This window comes from Aeromonas sp. MdU4 (assembly GCF_041929505.1).
Classification (GTDB): domain Bacteria; phylum Pseudomonadota; class Gammaproteobacteria; order Enterobacterales; family Aeromonadaceae; genus Aeromonas.
In genome coordinates this window covers 308,993-324,374 of record NZ_JBHFMW010000001.1, presented here as the reverse complement: position 1 = coordinate 324,374, position 15,382 = coordinate 308,993, and the positions used below count along the sequence as shown (strand labels likewise).

The window sequence follows — 15,382 nt, the reverse complement described above, 5'->3', positions numbered from 1 at the left end:
ATCGGTTCAAGCAGTTGCTGGCGGGGAAAATCAGTCTGCGTAATTACAACGGCCAAGTGGGAGAGGTGATGGCGTATGTGAGAGCGATAAACAAACTGAACACGCTTGGTCTACCTGTCAGAAAGCCCCAAGTGTAGCGGTCACCTAGGACTGGGGAAGTCATGACTTGCTGGCTGATTTGGGAAACAACGCCGTAAATAACCTTAAATGTCGAGTCCATTTTTAACGCATTTCCTGATTCTGGCCTGTATCTGATTTCGCTGCATAGTTCGGCAGGCATTCTTTGCCAAGTATTCGGCGTCCTATTCTACTCTTCCCTTTATTTCTGACAGGGCGCTGTGAATAGCGGTCTTTAATTGAGGCTGTCTAGCATGTCGGACTGCTCTTTGACGATGTCAATATAACACCTCACTTTTCACACTCAGCGCGACCCGTCTTTTCATCACCAGCGATACCAGACTCGTCGGCCCCAGTCTCTCGGCGATCTGGTGGTCCGAATAGTGATGGGGTATCAGCGATGACGCTTGTGGTTAATGGATTAACCCTTTAGCGTGTTCTGGCGAGGCGCAGATGTGCCATCTGATAAAGCGTCACTGAGGAGTCAATGATGATGAAGCCGATAATCCCGCCCATGGTGGATTTTGTTACCGGCAGTTTGTCCGGTGCTGAACTGGTGGAAAAGAGTACAAGGTTGGCTGACCTGCATGGCTTGTTTGCTGATCCAGCTGCTGAAGCGGGGGTTGACCCGCAAACTGTGCTCTATCGCGTGGCGATGTTGCCCAGCAGTGGTGTGGAGGGGGATCTCAACATGGGCGTCACTCATCTTGAGGCTGGCAGGATAGGGAATGAGTTTTTTATGACCCGCGGTCATATTCATGCCAGGGCCGAGCAGGCGGAGTACTACTTTGGGTTGTGCGGGACCGGCTTGCTGCTGTTGCAGGATATGGCTGGCGTCTGTCGGCTTGAACAGGTTTTTCCCGGTAGCGTTCATCATATCCCGGGCCATGTGGCCCACCGGCTGATCAATACCGGCGAGAGCCGGCTCTCTGCGCTGGCGGTCTGGCCTGCCATTGCCGGTCATGATTACCGGCTGATGGCAGAGCAGGGGGTTGGACTTCGGGTGGTCGCAGGGAAGGAGGGGGAGCCTTGTGTGGTGAGTAGAGAGGTGAGTGTCTCAATCACCTAACCATCAGCCTGCAGGGGTCGTGAGCGACCCCGTTAGCAGCTGCCGCAGGATTGGCGTACTACCAGGGAGGGGGGCAGGATGATGCTTTTGGCCGGTTCGTCATTGCCGGCAATCCGCTCGAGCAGCTGTTCACCCGCCTTGCGGCCAATCTCGCGCGCCGCCACCGACACCGTCGTCAGAGCGGGCTCTACCAGAGCGGTTTCCGGAATATCATCAAACCCGACCAGCGCAAAATCCTGACCAATTCGCCGCTCCTGTTTGCGCAACGCCAGCATGGCGCCCAGTGCCACTATGTCTTGATAACAGACGGCGGCGGTGACCTCCGGATGCTGCTCCAGCAGTGTTGTCATCGCGAGGGTACCTTCCACCCTGCTGGCGCCGCAGCTGATGATCCACTCCGGTTTGGGCGAGATGCCGTGTTCGAGCAGTTTGCTCATGTAGCCACCGAGGCGCTGGGAGCGGCTGATGGAGGTGGGGGAGCCCCCGACAAAGGCGATATGACGGTGGCCGAGTTTCAGTAGGTGCTCGGTCGCCAGCTGGCAACCGAGAAAGTTGTCGGTGCCAACAAAGTCGATCGCCACATCCGGCACCGGTCGCACCACCAGAATGGTAGGCATATGGCGCCGCTGCAGGCTCTCGAAAAAGCTGTGGGGCGTAGGTTGGGCAGCGCAGATCACCATGCCGGCGGCGCTGTTGCGTTGCAGCGAATCCATAAACTGCTGCTGCCTTGCCGCCGACTCCTCGCTGTTGGCAAGAAACAGCATCAGATCGTGATGCTCCATCTCCCGACTCAGTCCCGCTGTCATCTCTGCATAGAAGGGGTTGGTAATGTCGTGCAGCAACAAACCGACCTGATTGCTGCTCTTGTTGCGCAGGTTGGCGGCAGTCTGGTTGTAGACATAGCCGAGCTCGTCGATGGCTTTGAGTACCCGCTGGCGGGTGTGGTCGGAGATGCGTCCCTTGTTGCGCAAGGTCATGGAGACGGTGGCGGTGGAAACGCCCAGATGGCGGGCAATATCGGCAACAGTCACATTGCTCATGGTGTGGGTCCAGTCATGATCGTGCCATCAAGATATATCGATTAACCTTCATGCCGGATGAGAGAAGGTTGCAAGTGAGCGGTTGATCACGAATTTGACCGACAATACCGATGATATATCCCAATGTTTGAGGTTAATCGTGTTTATCAGGTTGTGGTTAATGGGTTAATCGATTTATCTCTGTCGTAGGTGTCAACGAGAGAGCAAGCCAATGATTCATTCGAGTTACGTCTCCAACTACGACAAATATCCAGAAGTAACCGTTGTCGGATATGAACAGGCCGCCTGCGCGGGATGGGACACGATTGCCCATCAGCTGCTGGCCAAAGTGAACGGGCAGGAGAGGGCGAAAGTGGTGCTGGTGATCGACTGCTACCATGGCGTGGATCAAGCCGAGCTGCGCACCCAGCTGCTGGCGAGGCTGGGCACCCACACGCTCATCGATGTGGAACAGGCGCGCCTGCCCGAACCCAAAGTGCTGGCGATGCTGGATCGCTTCATCACCGATGACAGGGTTTTTGGCGTGCTGGCACCCCACAAGATGGTGGAGTTTTTTGACCCGGTCGCCTTGGCGCGCCTGCAACAGCAGGTCGCAGAGATGGCCGAAGGTCTGGTGGTGGTGATGGGCAGCGGCGCTTCGCTGGTGGCGCAAGGGGATGTGCGGGTCTATGCCGATCTCGCCCGCTGGGAGATCCAGCAGCGTCTGCGCCGTAAAGAGATTGGCAACTGGGGCGCTGATAACACCGAAGAGGACATACTGCGCCGCTACAAGCGCGCCTTCTTCATCGAGTGGCGGGTGTTTGATCGCCATAAATTGACCCAGCTGCCCACCATCGATTTTCTGCTCGACACCAACACCAGGGGCAAGCCGACCATGGTATCGGGGGTGGCACTGCAACAAGGGTTGCATCAGGCGGCACGCCAGCCGTTCCGGGTTGTTCCCTTCTTCGACCCGGGAGTCTGGGGCGGGCAGTGGATGAAGCAGGTGTGTGATCTGGACCCGGCCCAACCCAACTACGCCTGGTGCTTTGACTGCGTACCCGAGGAGAACAGCCTCTATCTGCGCTTTGGCGAGGTGAGGGTAGAGATCCCGTCGCAAAACCTGGTGCTGTGCCAGCCAAAAGCCCTGCTGGGGGATCGGGTACACGCCCGCTTTGGCGCCGAGTTCCCGATCCGGTTCGATTTTCTCGATACGGTGGGGGGGCAGCCGCTCAGTCTCCAGGTGCATCCGCTGACCGAATACATCCAGCAGGAGTTCGGCATGCACTACACCCAGGACGAGAGCTACTACCTGCTCGATACCAAGCCGGACGCCTGCGTCTACCTCGGCACGCGCAACGGTATCGACCCGCAGGAGATGCTGGCGGATCTGGCTGCCGCCCAGCGCGGCGAGAAGCCTTTCGATGACGAGCGTTTCATCAACCGCTTCCCGGCCCGTGAGCACGATCACTTCCTGATCCCGGCTGGAACCGTCCACTGCTCGGGAGAGGGGGCCATGGTGCTCGAGATCAGCGCCACCCCCTACATCTTCACCTTCAAGCTGTGGGACTGGGGTCGGGTCGGGCTCGACGGCATCCCGCGCCCCATCCATCTGGAGCATGGCAGCAAGGTGATCCAGTGGGAGCGCGACACCGACTGGACCCGTGAACATCTGGTCAATCGCATCGAGCTCATCGCCGAAGGGCCGGGCTGGCGCGAGGAGCGTACCGGACTGCATGAGCGGGAATTTATCGAGACCCGTCGCCACTGGTTCAGTGTGCCGGTGGAGCACGACACCGGCGGCACGGTGCAGGTGCTCAATCTGATTGAGGGACGAGAGGCGACGGTGGAGAGTCCCGACAATGCGTTCGCGCCGTTTGTGGTGCACTACGCCGAGACCTTTATCGTACCGGCGTCGGTAGGGCGCTATCGCATCCGTCCGAGTGGCGAGAGTGAAGGGGCGACCATCGCCACCATCAAAGCCTATGTGAGGGGGTAACCAAGATGCTGAGGATCCTTATCGCAACCCATGGTTCACTGGCGCCGGCCCTGCTGGCCAGCGCCAGCATGGTCTACGGCGAGCTGCCCGCGGTGGCGACCGTCTCGCTCACCGAAGAGGGGGGAATAGAGGCGTTTCGCACCGAGTTTGAACAGACCCTGCGCCGTCATGGCGCGGGGGCTGACGGGGTGCTGGTGCTGTGCGACATGGAGTGTGGCACCCCCTACAACGTGGCATGCCGCTTTGCGTTTGACCCCGAATGGCCGCAGCCGGTAGCCGTGGTGACCGGGGTGAACTTTCCCATGCTGCTGATGAGTGCCGACTGGCTGGCGGCGACCGATGTGCACGAGGCTGCCCGCCAGTTGCTGGCCCAAGCACTGGAATCCATGGTGATCGCGGCCCCGGCGGCGCACCAGCAAGATGACAACTTCTAGGAGAGCGAGATGGCGATTTCATTTGTACGCATTGACGATCGGGTGATCCATGGCCAGCTGGTGACGCGCTGGGCCAGAGAGCTGCCCTGTGACGGCATCGTCGCGATTGATGACGAGGTGGCGGCCGATCCGCTGCTCTCCCAGGTGATGATCGGCGCTGTGCCGGACACCAAGGTGTGGCTGTTCGACGTGGCGACGGCCATTGCCAAGCTGCCCAAGGTGATCGCCAGTGACAAGCGCTACTTCGTGATTGGCAAGTCGCCGGTCACCCTGCAGCGGCTCTGCGCCGCCGGCATCTCTCTTGAGAACCACAACGGCAAGATCAACGTGGGGCCCATGAGTGCCCGCGAGCAGACCACCACCATAGGCCCCAACCAGTCGGTGACGGCGCAGGAGATCGCCGCTTTTGACTATCTGGCCAGCCTTGGCCACGAGATTGACTTTCGGCTAGTGCCGGACGCCAGCCACTACAGCTGGGCGGATGCCCAGAAAAAGCTGAAATAGGGAGCAAACATCATGTTTCTGGAAGCAACTCTCATCGGGATACTCTGTTATCTCGGTGCCCTCAGCAGCCCTTGGCTGCTGGGATTGACCGGGGGCTGGTACACCATTACCCGTCCGCTGGTTTCGGGCATGCTGGTGGGGGCGATCCTCGGTGATATCCAGACCGGGATCCTTATCGGGGTGGCGGTGCAGGCGGTCTATATCGCCATGGTGACACCGGGCGGTTCCATGCCGGCAGATCTCAACTTCGTCGCCTTTCCGGCCATCGCCCTCGGCGTCATGTCGGGCAAGGAGCCGTCAGTTGCCGTGGCCATTGCCGCCACCATCGGTATTGCCGGTACCATCCTCTTCAACTTCATGATGGTCTTCAACTCCTACTGGAACCACAGAGCCGACGTGGCGCTGGATCAGGGGGATGAAAAAGGGGTTTATCTCAACAGCGCCATCTTCCCGCAGGTCAGCAACTTCGTACTGCGCTTCGTGCCCACCTTTATCGCCGTCTATTTTGGCAACCAGTACATCGAAGGCTTCATGAACAGCCTGCCTGAGCTGGTGATCCGCACCATGACGGTGGTGGGCGGCATTCTGCCGGCGGTCGGCATTGCCATCCTGCTCAAGCAGATCATCAAGCAGAGCAGCATGCTGATCTATTTTCTGGTGGGCTTTGTCGGCATCGTCTTTCTCAAGCTCAACATGGTGGGGCTGGTGATGATCGGTGCCCTGCTTGCGCTCATCCACTACAACTACAAGCCGGAACCACGCCCTGTACCGGCTGCCCGTGCTGCCACCCAAACCGACGATGAGGATGAATTCTGATGGACGCGAAGCTGCAAGCGAGCCAGCCGGTGAACAATGCGCCGGTGGCTCTCACTCCCAAGGATCTGCGTGCCTGCTGGCGTTCGTGGATGATGTACAACCTCTCCTCCATGAGCTTCGAGCGTCTCGAATCGTTCGGCTTTTGCCTTGGCATGATGCCGGCACTCAAGAAGCTCTATCCCGGCAAGGCGGAGAGGATGGAGGCGATGAAACGCCATGCCTCCTTCTACAACACCGAGCCCCAGATCGGCGCCATCATCAACGGGCTGGCGGTGGGGTTGGAGGAGAAGCGGGCTAACGGCGAGCGGATCGATGGCGAGACCATCAACACCCTGAAAGTCGGTTTGATGGGCCCCATCGCCGGGATCGGGGACTCCATGATCCCGGGCATGCTGGTGCCCATTCTGCTTAGCATCGGCATGGCGCTGGCCGCCGGCGGCAGTGTGCTGGGACCGCTCTTTTACATCATCAGCTTCAACGCCATCGTCATCACCGGCTCCTACATGCTGTTCATGAAGGGCTACCGGATGGGAACCGGCTCGGTGGAGACGCTGGTGAGTTCGGAGTCGGTCAAACTGCGCGAGGCGCTCTCCCTGCTCGGGGTCTTTGTGATGGGCGGGGTGGCCGCCAGTTATGTCAACCTCTCCACCGGGCTCGATTTTGTCACCTCGGACGGGGTCAATATCCAGGTACAGGCCATGCTGGATGGTATCTTCCCCAAACTGATGCCGCTGCTGGTGGTGCTTGGCACCTGGTATCTGATGGCCAGACGCAATGTCTCGCCGGTCAAGGCGATGTTGGGTCTGCTGGTAGTGGCTTTTGCCGGGGTCGCTATTGGCCTGTTTTGATGAGGTAACTGCGATTTGGCAACAATGGGAGAGCCTGGTTCTCCCTTTTTATCGCCGTTGCGAGAGGTAATTTATGCATATCGAGGTGATTGAGGCCGCGCAGCGCTGCCATCGCTGGCTGGTATCCGAGGCGCTGCCTCATTGGGGATCGCAGGGTTTTGATCCCGAGCGTGGATTGTTTGCCGAGGGATTGGATAGTGTTGGCCAGCCTTTGTGGCAGCCGACCCGCTTTCGGGTACAGAGCCGCCAGATCTATGTGTTCAGCCATGCCACCCTGTTGGGGTGGTATGACGGACGCACCCTTGCCGAGCGTTCTGCGCTGGTCGGTATGGGTCATTTTGACGATGGAGCCGGGCATGGTGTGTTCTCCATTAACCGGGATGGTTCGATTGCTGACGCATCAGTCTGTAGCTATGAATACGCGTTTGCCCTGCTGGCTGAGTGCTGGCTCTATCGTCAGAGTGGCGATCCACGCTGGCAGCAACAGGCTGAGTCGCGCTATCAGGCCATTGAGCAACTCTTTGCGGACCCGCTGCACGGCGGATTTCACTCCAGTTGGCCATCTGGCCTACTGCGCAGCCAAAATCCCCATATGCATTTGTTCGAAGCGTTGTTGGTGGCGGCAGACAGCATTGATGATGTGATATGGCAGCAGCGGGCAACCGCACTGTATCGGTTGTTTCGCCAGCGTTTTCTGGAACCCGGTTTACTGCGCGAGTTTTTCGACGATGCGCTGCTGGCGCGTCATGCCGACTCCCGTCTTATCGACCCCGGCCATCACTACGAGTGGTGCTGGCTGCTGGCGCGCTACCGGACTCTTGCCAGCAGCTGGGAAATCGGGCCAACCAGCACCGAGATTGATGAGGCGATCGGGATATTGACCCGCGTTGCCATCTGCCACGGTCACGGGCAAACCGGGCTGGTGATCGATGAGCTGACCGATGATGGGCAACCCTATCGCGATACCAGCCGACTCTGGTGCCAGACCGAACATTTGAAAGCACTCTTGGCTGCCTATGAGCAACAGGGGAATGAGGGAACCGCCTGCCAGATCAGCGAGGTGGTTGCGCGGATCTTCCACTACTACCTTTTGCCTGCTCAGTCCGGACAGTGGATTGATCAAGTGGATAGTGAGGGGAAGCCGCTGACTTCTCATGCGCCAGCCAGCACGTTTTATCATCTGTTTGTGGCGTTTAGTGAACTGGCCCGGGTTTCGGGGGTAAGGTAGGGCTGCGGATGGGAGGTAGTCAGAATCCCAGCCGGGGAGGGCTTGCGGTTCGCTTGTGTGCCCCTTCTTGTGCTTTGCGGTGGTTGTCGTTGCGCTGCGCCTTGCAGGTGCGGCGCAAGCGGGTGTTGTGTTAATCAAAGACTTTGTTGTGTCAAGGCTCGCTGGTGATGGGGTGAAGCGACGAGCCAATGATGCAGACTTAAAGGTGGTGGTGATATTGATTTGGGAAACAATGCCACTATTAGGAACAGCTATTTAGGTTGCAGATAGTTCCATAATTTGAGCACCAAAGACCTGACAATGGTGCCATAATAGTCATTGCTTCGTGCGTGGCGGTTTTGTTTGGCGATAAGATCAGATCACAAGCGAAGCCTTTTTAATATCTATTTCTATCGGTTGTAGCTAAAGATTCTATATATGAAGCATTTTTATACCTCGGGCCCGATAAGCCTGCACAATCACATCATCTAAGTCTCGATTTGTGATGAGATATGTAATCACAGACAGCGTAGCCAGCGCATAAGGCTTCGTCCGCTCAAATTTGCTGTCATCCGCTAGCAAATACACGGTCTGACACTGCTGTATGACTTTCTTCTTTACTCCGACTTCAAACATGGATGAGTTCGTGATTCCTGTATTTAGCGAAATTGCATCACAAGACATAAATGCTTTGGGTGCAGAAAACTGGCTAAGAAATTCGACTGCTGTATTATCTCCAATCGAAAAGAAACCGTTTCTGACTTTTCCACCTACTATGTAAACCTCCACTTTGGAGCTTTCCGCCAATAAACTGGCAATTTTTAAATCAGTCGTAATGACTGTCACTTCTTTTTCTTTTAGACACTTAGCTAATTCGTAACACGTCGTACCTGAATCTAAAAAAATACAATCATTGGGAGCGACGTGTTGAACAGCCTTAGCTGCAATCTCCTGTTTCGCCGTAGTTTGAAGCTGCTGTTTTATATCAAATTCAAACTCCAAATCGGCTTTTTGCTTATTAAATCGAATACCGCCATGAGTTCTGTGGATAGACGGGTGCGATTGGACTAGTTTGAGAAAATCCCGTCGCACGGTGGGCGCAGAAAAACCAAATAGTTCAATGGCTTGATTGGTAAGCATTTCTCCGTGCTGCCAAACATAACACAGGATTTGTTGCCGCCGTTGAGTTGCCAGCATAGTTCATACCTTTAGCTGGTGAAGTTGTTGCATGAGTGGTTTTGTGTGCGAGTAAAGCTTTAGGAATAGCGCATATAAAGGATCGTAGATTTTAGTTAGCTCCTGCGGCGTATACTGTCGTTCGTGATTGACCCATACTCTGACCGCCTCATCTAATGAGTTAAATTGCCCTGAAGCTTTTGCAGCCATCAAGCAGTCCCCGTAACATGCACCCAAATCCACTTGCGGAATTCGCTGTTCTTTTTGCGAAATGTCGCTAACCGATTGTATTAAATATGGATTGTTCGTCCCTCCTCCCACCGAAAAAAGTTGTAAAACGGCATATCCCTCTTCCGACAACACCTCCAGATTGTGCCTAAGACTCATTGCAATCCCTTCCAGGACTGAGCGATAGACATCCGCATGGGTATGATGAAGCGATAGCCCCATCAGCATTCCTTTTGCTCGGTTATCCAATACTGGAGTACGCTCACCCGAAAAGTACGGTAGGCAGATGAGCCCATTCGCTCCCGGCGTGGACATCGAAAACTCTTGCATCAAAACGGCATAGGGATTTTGCTGAGTTTCAGCCGCAATGCTGTATGCTTCTGCACCAAATTGTTTGAGATACCATGTGATCAAGCTGCCACAAGTTGCCGTTCCGCCTGAAATCACATAGGTTTCAGGCTCTAAAAAGTGGTTACCCCAAAAAATCGGTGAACGGGGCAAGCGCTCGGTTCGGCTGATGAAGAAGGTGGAACTGCCGTACATCATCATAGTATCGCCAACGGCTTTTACCCCTGCCGCCAACGCTTCAGAAGCCGCATCGGCACAACCTGGCAATACCGGCGTACCTTCTTTTAAGCCTGTTAACTTAGCGGCTTGCGCAGTGATCTGCCCAGCGAATTCACTCGCCCAAAGCAAATGAGGTAGCGCTTTATCTCCGATTAATGTGCTACGAAATTGTTCTGACCACGTGCGGTTTTGTACATCATACAAACAGGGATAACCAATCGCATCGTAATAATTCAGACAATATTGTCCGGTTAATTGATAAGTAAGATAACCGGAAGCAGAGAACAGAAAGTGAGCCTTTTTCCACACCTGCGGCAAGAGCTCTTGAATCCAACGCAGCTTCGGGGTGACAGATTGCGCAGAGAGAGTCACGCCACTGAGTTGATAGATAGCCGCCTGACCAATCTGTTGTTCAATGCTGCGCTGCTGCTCTACCGCTCGGGTATCTATGCCATACAAAATCGCGTTGTGTAATGGCTCACCTTGTTCATCAGCACACAAGATACAGGGAGACATCGCACTATGACCTACCGCTTTGATTTGTGCTGGTGTGATACCTGATTTGCGCAATAAAGTTTGGCAAATTTCGATAAAATCACACCACCAAACCTGCTTCGCATCGTGCTCTGCCCATCCATTGTGAGGAATGCTCAATGAATGGGGAATGCCATGGGAGACCACCACTTTGCCTTGTTCATCCACGATCACGCCTTTGCTGGAGTATGTACCGATGTCGATCCCTAAGTAATACGCACCCATAATGACCTCTGTGGTTTAGAACAAGAACTGTCCGGCTTTAAAGATCAATTTGCCATCCAAATACACTTCTCCCTCTTCACGAGTATCTTTAATGATATCCCAGTGAATTGAGGACATATTGGTTCCACCGCATTGCGGATAGGCTCGACCCAGAGCGATATGTAAGCTGCCACCAATCTTTTCATCGATCAGAATGTCATTGGTAAAAAACTTCATTTCTGGGTTGAGTCCGAAAGCAAATTCGCCAATCAAGCCCGCACCTTCATCGGTCGCAAGGATCTTCTGTAGATAATCAAGGTTCGAGGTGGCATCCGCTTTTACCAACTCGCCATCAGCCCACTCAAGATAGATGTTTTCGATCAGTTGTCCGCCTAACACTCCCGGTGTTTCAAACGACATGTAACCATTAATGGTTTCGGTGAGCGGTGCAGTAGCAATTTCGCCATCCGGCATATTGGCGCGGCCATCAAACACTACCCACTTGCGCCCCTTGGTTGAGAAGCTCAAATCTGTCCCTTTCGCGACGATGCGAATTTCGCTGCCTTGCTCTAGCTGATCGCACAACTTCTGCCAATCTGCTGTATAGCTGTCCCAGTCGAGCAAACAGGCGTTAAAGAACTGCTCAGTGAAGGTTTCTTCATCCATTTTGGCTTGGTGTGCCATGTTGAGATTAGGAATACGCAGCAAGCACCAGCGGGTTTTCATCCAGCGATCGGTCGAGATAATCCCCTGCGTTTTTTGGCTAATCGCTTTATGTTCTGGGGAGATATCCCAATGCATATAGAGGTTTGAAGCACCGCGAAGTGCGATGTATACATCAGCCCACTCCATCCCGTAACGCTCAATCTCAGGGATCCAAGCCATCTGCTCCGCAGAGCCGTATTTCATCAGATCATGGCGCATCTCCTCACTGAGAAACTGCACTTGCACGTTCCCTCCCACTTTCACAATTTCGCGATTCAATGCTTTTGCAAACGGAATGCTGCACTCTTCCATCGCGGCGATCATCACCTTCTCGCCGGGTTGAATCGCCAAGGAGTGGTGAACCAGCAATTCTGCTAATTCATGGATTCTTTTATCTTTCATTATTTTCGTCCTTGTTGTTGGAAAAAGTGCATGACGGCGATGACGAAGAGCAGTAACAGCCCCCAAATCACGTCTTTAAGAAAATTACTGCCGCTGGTTTTGTACAGCATCATGTTCAGGCCTGTAGAAAAGAGCTGTAGTAGTGCTATGGCAAGTATCACCCCTGAAATCTTGCCTTTTCCCCCTAAGACGGAGATGCCGCCGAGTGCCACAATCAAGATGGTGCTCAAGATGTAAGAAGAACCATAATCGGGATTCGCGGAATTGGTGCGCGATAGGATGACTAACCCAGTAATCGCGGCGATAACACCGATGAGGGTATGGGTTTTAAAATAAACCCAACGGATATCGATGCCACTATAGAGTGAAGCCTTCGGGTTACTGCCGACGCAATACATCTCTGTACCTAAAATGGTTTTTTCCAAAATCAGCCATAACCCAAGACCAAACAGCAAGAAAATCAATAGAGGGACGGGCATCCCGAAGAGAGTCCCATTACCGAGCACAGCAAATCCCTCTGGCATGGCTGAAATTGCTGAGCCACCAGTAAACCCGATGGCAAACCCGCCATATAACGTCATGGTGGCTAATGTCGCCAAAATCGCCGGAACAGAGAGGAAACCGATCAACAAGCCATTGATTGCGCCACACACTACCCCAATCACAATGGCAATCATGGCTGCAATGCCAACATCGAACAGCCCAAACGCCGCGCCATCCACACTTTTCAAGTAGCTGGCCACCGCGATGGCTGAGAGGTTAGCGATAGCCAGTATGGACAGATCTATCCCAGCTAACAAAATAGCCAAGGCCATGGCTAATGTCAGCAGCCCTAACTCCGCACTTTGAAATGCCATCGACTGGAAGTTGGTGACCGATAAAAATTGGCTGCCTTGTACCGCAAGTAAAACCACAATCGCCATCGCCATCGCGATAGCGAGTACACGCACATGTAAGCGCTCTTGCGGGCGACTCAGCATGCCGTGATCCGATGAAAATCGACCAAACATTATCTTTTCTCCATATGAAGAGTCAGGGGAGTTTTAGCACGAGCTTTCACCGCGCGTTTCTGTTTATAGCGTTGATGGAGTATTGGGCCTGTCACGCCAATCAGTAACAGCACACCCACCATAAACTTTTGCCACTCAGAGGGGATACCAATCAAAATTAAGCTGTTTTTCATCAAGGTGATCAGCAAGACCCCAAGTAGAGTGCCTAATACGGTTCCGCGTCCCCCCATGATTGAGGTTCCCCCTAAAACCACAGCGGCAATCACATCCAACTCTTCTCCTAAAAAGGTGATCGGCGATGCCATCCTATACAAACCACTGAAGGACACCGCAGCAATCGCAGACAAAGCTCCTACTACAGAGAAGACCATCATTTGCAGCCCAAGCATGTGAATGCCCGCACGCTCACATACGCTGTAGTTGCCCCCTGCGGCATACAAAAACCGTCCACGTAACGTGTAAGTGAGAAAGAAAAAGCACAGCGCCGCCAGAGCTAACCAAATCAGTACAATGGGATGCAGTGAGGTGGTACCCGCAACGGATTCCGCCGATACAACGGCGGCATTTGAAAATTTCCGCAACGCAACAGGCAGTGAGAAGATCACAGTACTACCAAAGACAAACAGCAAGGTGCCGTAAAGCACGTTTGAAGTCCCCAGAGTCAAAATCATGGCAGGAGCTCGCAGCTTATGTACCAAAAAGCCATTGAACATGCCGAGCACAATCCCTATCACTGTCGCCACAGCAAAAATTCCGACTAGTGATGACCACCCCATTGATTTAAAAAGCAAGATCGCTACATAACTCGAAAATGCACCGACAGCCGGAAAAGAGAGATCGACCCCACCAGTCAAAATCACCAATAGTACTCCAAGCGCTAAAATGCCGTGAATCGAAGCCCCTTTTAAAAGATCGAATAAGGTTGAGAGGGTAAAAAAGGCTTCAGGGTTGATCACCGCAACGGTCGCGCCATACAACACGATGGCAGACAAAATAATGAACTCGTGTGATCTTAAAAATGCTTTCATGCCTCTTCTCCCTCAAAAGCCAGCTGTCGGATGACCCATTGCTCATCCACTTCATCAATCGATATCACCTCCGATGAGCGGCCTTTGGTCATGACCATCACGGCATTGGAAACTTGCAGTAGCTCGGGAATATCATCGGTAATCACAATGACACTCAGCCCTTGTTCAGCCAGCTGATGAATTTTGTCGATGATTTCCATTTTGGCTCGAATATCTACCCCCACGGTCGGGCCAACCAGAATCAAAATTCGTGGGTTAAAGGCCAGCCATTTGGCTAACACCACTTTTTGCTGGTTACCACCAGAGAGTGAACTGACCGGCAGCCGACAGTCATTGGTTTTGACTTTTAAGGCTTCGACCCACTCTTGGGCTTTCTGCTTAAGTGCAGCCCAATTCAATAACTTCAGCTCTGATTCAAATTCGTGCAGAACCCGACACATCATGTTAAAACCGATGGAGTTATCGATGAATAACCCTTCAGACAAGCGATCTTCCGGCACTAAAGCGATACGATGCCGCAAAGCATTTGCAACATTGCTGATGGTGACGGGGTGTCCATCAATGCACAAAACACCCGAACTTGCAGGGACAATCCCCATTAAAGCGCGCGCCAATTCGGCACGGCCTGAACCAAGTAAGCCCGTGATTCCCAACACTTGCCCGGGGTAGAGATCAAAACTGGCATCGACTAACGCGGGAGGCAATGCCAAGCCTTGTACTGTGAGTAGTGGCTGACCCGTTCTCGGTGTGGCTTGCGCTTTGGTCTCTTCAAGTCGAACCCCTGACATGGCCTCGACAATCGCTTGGCGATCTAACGTTTCGATCGGCTGTTCCATGATCAGTTCCCCGTTACGCAGTACCACGACGCGATCAGAGACGGTCAATACTTCTTCCATTTTGTGGCTGACAAATACGATGGCGATGCCTTGCGCCTTCAGTTCATCAATAATCCACAGTAGGTTTTTCACCTCTTTCTTGGTCAGTGCGGTGGTGGGTTCATCCATAATGATCAGCGACGTGTTTTTAAGCAGAGCTTTGGCGATTGCAATCAATTGGCGGTCCGCAGCGGAAAGATTACCCGCCAGTTCATCGAGCGGGATTTCTACCCCAATCCGCGCCAAGGCTTGCTTGGCAATCTGCTCAGTTTGTTGCCAATCCATCCGCCAATCACCCGATGCAACATGGGCATTAAACGCAAGGTTTTCCGCCACGGTAAGATTGGGGAAAAGCGAGAAGTCTTGGTAAATCACTTGAATGCCTGCGCTAATCGCTTCTTTTGGCGTTAGCTTTGGGTAATCATGCCCTGCAATCAGAATCTCTCCTTCATCATACGGTTGGACTCCCGCGATGATTTTAATGATGGTGGATTTCCCTGAACCATTTTCCCCGACTAGAGTCAGACGCTCACCCGGATAAATACTGAATGAGACGTCATTTAAGGCCCGCACACCGGCAAAGCTTTTACTGACATTTTTCACTTGAACGAGTGGTAGGCCTTGCATTGACGCGTCCCCC

Annotated in this window: 14 protein-coding genes and 1 pseudogene; 8 read left to right on the top strand and 7 right to left on the bottom strand. The window is 53.7% G+C overall.

The annotated features are described in order from the left end of the window. Positions 1-137: pseudogene (locus ACE1BR_RS01450) on the top strand (IS5/IS1182 family transposase); the annotation flags it as partial. Between the two features lie 470 nt (positions 138-607). Beyond that, entirely contained in the window at positions 608-1,186 is a 579-nt protein-coding gene (locus ACE1BR_RS01445) for a glucose-6-phosphate isomerase family protein (RefSeq protein ID WP_374866937.1), read from the top strand. Between the two features lie 32 nt (positions 1,187-1,218). Here ACE1BR_RS01445 and ACE1BR_RS01440 read toward each other — a convergent pair whose 3' ends face one another. After that, positions 1,219-2,226: a LacI family DNA-binding transcriptional regulator gene (locus ACE1BR_RS01440; protein ID WP_374866935.1), complete on the bottom strand. Its 1,008-nt coding sequence runs from the start codon at positions 2,224-2,226 to the stop codon at positions 1,219-1,221. Between the two features lie 211 nt (positions 2,227-2,437). Between ACE1BR_RS01440 and ACE1BR_RS01435 the strand changes: the two genes are divergently transcribed. From ACE1BR_RS01435 to ACE1BR_RS01410, 6 genes are all read left to right on the top strand, one after another. Further along, a complete protein-coding gene (locus ACE1BR_RS01435; RefSeq protein WP_374866933.1) occupies positions 2,438-4,204 on the top strand; it encodes a class I mannose-6-phosphate isomerase in 1,767 nt (588 codons plus the stop codon). Positions 4,205-4,209: 5 nt separating this feature from the next. Further along, positions 4,210-4,638 (top strand): PTS sugar transporter subunit IIA, encoded by a 429-nt coding sequence (locus ACE1BR_RS01430; protein ID WP_201931244.1) that lies wholly within the window; start codon positions 4,210-4,212, stop codon positions 4,636-4,638. Between the two features lie 9 nt (positions 4,639-4,647). Then, positions 4,648-5,142: a PTS sugar transporter subunit IIB gene (locus ACE1BR_RS01425; protein WP_041207847.1), complete on the top strand. Its 495-nt coding sequence runs from the start codon at positions 4,648-4,650 to the stop codon at positions 5,140-5,142. 12 nt (positions 5,143-5,154) lie between these two features. Further along, positions 5,155-5,958 (top strand): PTS mannose/fructose/sorbose/N-acetylgalactosamine transporter subunit IIC, encoded by an 804-nt coding sequence (locus ACE1BR_RS01420; protein WP_374866930.1) that lies wholly within the window; start codon positions 5,155-5,157, stop codon positions 5,956-5,958. Next, entirely contained in the window at positions 5,958-6,806 is an 849-nt protein-coding gene (locus tag ACE1BR_RS01415) for a PTS system mannose/fructose/sorbose family transporter subunit IID (protein WP_374866928.1), read from the top strand. Before ACE1BR_RS01420 ends, ACE1BR_RS01415 begins: the two co-directional genes overlap by 1 nt. A 73-nt stretch (positions 6,807-6,879) precedes the next feature. Then, entirely contained in the window at positions 6,880-8,034 is a 1,155-nt protein-coding gene (locus ACE1BR_RS01410; RefSeq protein WP_374866926.1) for an AGE family epimerase/isomerase, read from the top strand. A gap of 411 nt (positions 8,035-8,445) precedes the next feature. Here ACE1BR_RS01410 and ACE1BR_RS01405 read toward each other — a convergent pair whose 3' ends face one another. From ACE1BR_RS01405 to ACE1BR_RS01380, 6 genes are read right to left on the bottom strand one after another with little or no spacing between them, the layout of a single operon-like run. Beyond that, the gene (locus ACE1BR_RS01405) at positions 8,446-9,210 is read right to left on the bottom strand and encodes a DeoR/GlpR family DNA-binding transcription regulator (RefSeq protein WP_374866924.1); all 765 of its coding nucleotides are present in this window, start codon (positions 9,208-9,210) and stop codon (positions 8,446-8,448) included. A 3-nt stretch (positions 9,211-9,213) separates the two neighbouring features. Further along, positions 9,214-10,743 (bottom strand): FGGY-family carbohydrate kinase, encoded by a 1,530-nt coding sequence (locus ACE1BR_RS01400; protein WP_374866922.1) that lies wholly within the window; start codon positions 10,741-10,743, stop codon positions 9,214-9,216. A gap of 15 nt (positions 10,744-10,758) precedes the next feature. Continuing rightward, a complete protein-coding gene (locus ACE1BR_RS01395) occupies positions 10,759-11,829 on the bottom strand; it encodes an aminopeptidase (RefSeq protein ID WP_374866920.1) in 1,071 nt (356 codons plus the stop codon). Beyond that, positions 11,829-12,839, bottom strand: a complete 1,011-nt coding sequence (locus ACE1BR_RS01390) for an ABC transporter permease (protein WP_374866918.1) — start codon at positions 12,837-12,839, stop codon at positions 11,829-11,831. Before ACE1BR_RS01390 ends, ACE1BR_RS01395 begins: the two co-directional genes overlap by 1 nt. Further along, positions 12,839-13,867, bottom strand: coding sequence for an ABC transporter permease (locus ACE1BR_RS01385; protein ID WP_374866916.1), 1,029 nt, complete (start codon positions 13,865-13,867; stop codon positions 12,839-12,841). Before ACE1BR_RS01385 ends, ACE1BR_RS01390 begins: the two co-directional genes overlap by 1 nt. Then, positions 13,864-15,369, bottom strand: a complete 1,506-nt coding sequence (locus tag ACE1BR_RS01380) for a sugar ABC transporter ATP-binding protein (protein WP_374866914.1) — start codon at positions 15,367-15,369, stop codon at positions 13,864-13,866. The genes ACE1BR_RS01385 and ACE1BR_RS01380 overlap by 4 nt, the downstream gene beginning before the upstream one ends. Between the last annotated feature and the right edge of the window lie 13 nt (positions 15,370-15,382).